The organism is Aromatoleum toluvorans, from assembly GCF_012910905.1.
In the GTDB taxonomy this organism is placed as follows: domain Bacteria; phylum Pseudomonadota; class Gammaproteobacteria; order Burkholderiales; family Rhodocyclaceae; genus Aromatoleum; species Aromatoleum toluvorans.
Genome location: NZ_WTVN01000076.1, coordinates 1 through 4,351, shown reverse-complemented (window position 1 = coordinate 4,351; position 4,351 = coordinate 1). Strand labels below are relative to the sequence as shown.

General features: G+C 67.8%; 3 protein-coding genes. All 3 read right to left on the bottom strand.

Annotation, left to right across the window (positions count from 1 at the left end):
- Nucleotides 1-205 precede the first annotated feature (205 nt).
- Nucleotides 206-1,618, bottom strand: coding sequence for a sigma-54-dependent transcriptional regulator (locus GPA22_RS22285; RefSeq protein WP_169258260.1), 1,413 nt, complete (start codon nt 1,616-1,618; stop codon nt 206-208).
- 4 nt (nt 1,619-1,622) lie between these two features.
- Nucleotides 1,623-3,038, bottom strand: coding sequence for a sensor histidine kinase (locus tag GPA22_RS22280; RefSeq protein WP_169258259.1), 1,416 nt, complete (start codon nt 3,036-3,038; stop codon nt 1,623-1,625).
- A 268-nt stretch (nt 3,039-3,306) separates the two neighbouring features.
- Nucleotides 3,307-4,351: ATP-binding domain-containing protein (locus GPA22_RS22275; protein ID WP_169258258.1), on the bottom strand; the 1,045-nt coding region annotated here is incomplete at its 5' end.

The window sequence follows — 4,351 nt, the reverse complement described above, 5'->3', positions numbered from 1 at the left end:
TGCTCCCTCCCCTTGAAGGGGAGGGAGCAACTGCGCTGACCCACACTGCCATGATGTATTTTGTTGCCGGTTAACAATCCGGTTCCGATGACTTTCAACCACCTTAGGGCTTCCCTGCCGCAAGGACGCCCCGCGACGCCCCGCTTAAGAAAAAGGGCGCGACTCGCGCCGCGCCCCTTCTCCCTCCCCTCCCGTACTCCTTGCGTCAGCGCGGCGGCCGCTCGAGGCCCAGCTTCTCGATGCGATAGCGCAGCATGTCGCGCGTGAGGCCCAGCAGGCGCGCCGACTTGGTGACGTTCCAGTCGGTCTTGTCGAGCATCTTGACGACGAGGTCGCGCTCGACTTCCGGCACGCTGACACCGCTGGCCGGCACGGACATGCAGTAGCTGTCGAGCGAGTGGAAGTCACGGTCGCAGGTGCCGTACAGGCCCGGACAGATCGCGAGCTGGTTGGGCGTGATGGCCTTGCCGGCGGCGAGCAGCACCGTCTGCTCCAGCATGTTGCGCAGCTCGCGCACGTTGCCCGGCCACGCATAGCCCTTCAGCACGGCGAGCGCGTCGTCGTTGAAGGTCAGGCCCGGCTTGACGTAGCGGCGCGCGTGCTGTTCGAGGTAGTGCTTCGCCAGCGTGGCGATGTCCTCGCCGCGTTCGCGCAGCGGCGGCACCTTGACCGTGATGATGCGCAGGCGGAAATAGAGGTCGCTGCGGAACTTGCCCTCGCGCACCATCTGTTCGAGGTCGCGGTTGGTGGCGCTGATGATGCGCAGATTGACCTTGATCTCCTTGACCGAGCCGAGGCGCCGGATCGTGCGCTCCTCGAGCAGCTTGAGCAGCTTGGCCTGCAGCGCGAGGTCGATCTCGCCGATCTCGTCGAGGAACAGCGTGCCGCCATCGGCCGCTTCGACGAGGCCGGCGCGGCGGTCGCGTGCGTCGGTGAACGCGCCCTTCTCGTGGCCGAAGAGTTCGGCCTCCAGCAGATGCGACGGGATCGACGCACAGTTCACTTCGACGAAGGGGCCGCCGCTGCGGACGCCGTCCACGTGCAGCGCGCGCGCGACGAGCTCCTTGCCGGTGCCGGTTTCGCCGTTGATCAGCACCACGGGCAGCTCGCTCGCGGGCATGTGTTTCTCGGCTTCGAGAAGCTGGTGGATCATGCCCTTCATCGCCTGCATCGGCGCGGAGTTGCCGATCAGCGCGCCGACGCCGGATTCGCGCGTGTCGCGCTCGTGGTAGAAGGACAGGGTCTTTTCCATGCGCCGTGCGTCGAGGGCACGCTCGATCAGCAGCTTGAGCTCGGCCAGCACCAGCGGCTTGGTGAGGTAGTCGTAGGCGCCGGCCTTCATCGCCTCGACCGCACGCTGCACGTTGCCGTCCCCGGTCATGAGAATGACCTTGGCGTCGGGTTCGGCCTCGCGCACCCGGCCGATCAGCTCGATGCCGGTGATGCCGGGCAGGTTGAGGTCGGTGAGCACGACGTCGGGGTGCAGCGTCGACACCTTGCGCAGCGCTTCTTCCGAGGAGTCCGCCAGTTGCGCATCCCAGCCATGGCGCTTGAGGCTGGTACAGATATTTTCGCCCAGGATCTCGTCGTCCTCGACGACCAGGATCGTGTTTGGCATCTTCCTACTCCTGATTCGCTACCTTGAAGGTCAAGCGGACGGTGGTTCCCGCCTGTTCCTTGCTATCCAGTTCAACTGCACCACCGAAGCGTTCCATTATCCGGCTTACGAGCACCAATCCAACCCCCAGGCCGCCACGTTTTGTCGTGTGGAAGGGCTTGAAGAGCGTCTTCAGCTGCGCCTCGGACATGCCGCAGCCGGTGTCGACCACCCTGACCGTGACGCGGTCGCGCGCGGGCTGCTCGACGGCCACGCCCAGACGCCCGCCGCGCGGCATGGCCTCGATCGCGTTGGAGAGCACGCTGTTGAGCGCCTGTTCCAGCAGCGAGCCGTTGGCTTGCACCGCCACCGCGGGTGCCGTCCGTGGCGCCCAATCGATTTCGATGCCGGCCCGCTGTATCTGCACATCGTAGGTGCTCAGCGCGTTGTCCAGCGCGGTCACGACGTTCACGGCCTCATTCTGGTCGGTGATCGGCCTTGAAAACTGTAGCAATTCCCGTACCCATTTTGACACCCGATCGACCTGGACGATGATGTCCTTGAGGTTCTTCGCGCTCCCCGAATCGCCGAGTTCGAGTGCGACTTCGGCGCTGGAGCGGATCGAGGCGAGCGGGTTGCGCAGCCCGTGCGCGACGGCCGAGGACATCTCGCCGAGCGCGACCAGCGTCTTGTTCTCGACGATCTCGCGCTGCTGGGCGTCGAGCTCGCGCGCGGCACGGTCGATGATCCAGTACAGGCACACATAGACCGCACCGCCCGACAGCAGGGCGGCCAGCCAGATCAGCAGGTAGCCGCGCTTGATCGACTGAATCAGGTCGGCCGGCTCCTTGTAGATCTCGACCACGGAGGCCACGCTCCCGTCGACATTGAGCAGCGGCACGTAATTCTCGATGTACATGTCCTGCGGCTCGCGCACGAACTTCTGCTCGGCCTTCTCGCCCACGGCCCCCTTGAGGTGGCCGCCGGCCACCGTCTGGCGGCGCTCGAGGACCTCGTCCAGCTCGTCGTTGTCACTTATCTTCTGCCCGGTCAGCTTGGGATTGGCCGACCAGATCACGACCCCGTCGGGCGCGAACACGGTCGCGAGCAGGGCTTCGGGCATCTGGCGGAGATGATCGAAGAATTCCGTGCGCGCACGTTCGAGGCTTTCCTCCGGAACGCCGAGCTCCCGCGCCGTCAGGCGACCATCGAGAATCGACGCGAGGCTGGTGTGCTTCGGGCCCAGGCGCGCATGGCGCGACTCGATCTCGGCGATCGACTGGATGAACTGCGTCGTCAGCATCGCGTCGCGCTTGATCGCTTCGTCCACGAAAAAGCTGGACAGGATCGCCCCCGAGACGATCGCCGCTCCGCCCGTCACCACCAGGCTGACGACGGAGAACCACCTGCGCAGGTTGAAGGGTTTCCGGATGCTGTCCATGTTCGCTCGAGCCCCCTGGAAGATACGTCACGGGTGAAATCCCCCGTACGCACCCTCGATGCAGTGTGCGCCCGATTTCGGGGGAAAACCGTGAACGACTTAACGCTACAGGACGCTACCGGACCTCGCTATCTCCGACGCATTTTCCGCGCCCTGCGAACGTCACATGTTTTCCCAATTTGGGTACATTCCCCCCACCGGCACGCTTAGCCGATAGGCATTTTCCGGTACCGGTTACCCAATTCATGGTATGCCCGACCCGGCCGGCTCACTCGGCAACCAGCAGCCCGCTCGCGCGCAGCACGCGGCGCTGCACCGCCTCGTCCAGCACCCGGTCGGCGCCTGCCGTTGCCAGCGTCAGCCACTCGCGCGCGCGGGTGATGCCGGTATAGACGAGCTCGCGCGTGAGCACGGGATTCAGCGCGTCGGGCAGCAGCAGCGCGGCATGCGTGAACTCCGAGCCCTGCGACTTGTGCACGGTCATCGCATACACGGTCTCGACCGCCTGCAGGCGGCTCGGCAGCACCCAGCGGATGCCGTCCGTGCCGTCACCGGCGGGGAAGGCGACGCGCAGCGCCCACTGCGGTTCGCCGCCGTTCGCGGCGGGGCGCGGGCGGGCCAGCGTGACGCCGATGTCGCCGTTCATGAGGCCCAGGCCGTAGTCGTTGTGGGTGACCAGCACGGGCCGGCCGAGGTACCAGCCGTGGCTGGCCGGGATCAGGCCGGCCGCGTGCAGCAGGCGCGCGACGCGCTCGTTGAGCCCTTCCACGCCCCACGGTCCGCGGCGCAGCGCGCACAGGAGCTGGAACCGGCCGTGCGCGCCAAGCACGGCGCGCGCCCAGTCGTCGAAGGCGGCCGGTTCTGCGTCGGCGCCCGGCTGGCCGTCGCGCACGGCCGCAAGGTAGTGGCCGAAACCCACCGGCGGCGGCAGGACGGCGTCGCCGCTGCGCCGGCCGCGCGCTGCCGCGGGGAAGTTCGCCGCGCCGCCGTCGATCACGAGGGCGCGGAAGGCGCCCTCGTCGCCGGCCGCGACGCGCACGCGCGCGAGGTCCGCGCAGCCCTGCGGCCACAGGGCGTGCAGCGCTGCGAGCTCGCCCGCGTTCACGGCCTCGGCGAGGCGCCCGATGCCGCTGTCGGCGCTGAAGCGGTGGCTCACGCGCAGCATCGCGACGGCCTGGTCGAGCGGCTCGCCCTGCGGGTCGGCGAGGGCGGCGTCGAGGCGCCCGCCCGCGACGTCGGCGAGCCAGTCGCGCGTCGCCGGCGTGTAGTGGCCTTCGCGCGCGCGGGCGCACAGCTCGCCGAGCACGGCGCCG

What these genes read in the sequence shown, in the direction of transcription:
- GPA22_RS22285 (WP_169258260.1), bottom strand. Translation starts at nt 1,618, where the DNA reads ATGCCAAACACGATCCTGGTCGTCGAGGACGACGAGATCCTGGGCGAA.
- GPA22_RS22280 (WP_169258259.1), bottom strand. Translation starts at nt 3,038, where the DNA reads ATGGACAGCATCCGGAAACCCTTCAACCTGCGCAGGTGGTTCTCCGTC.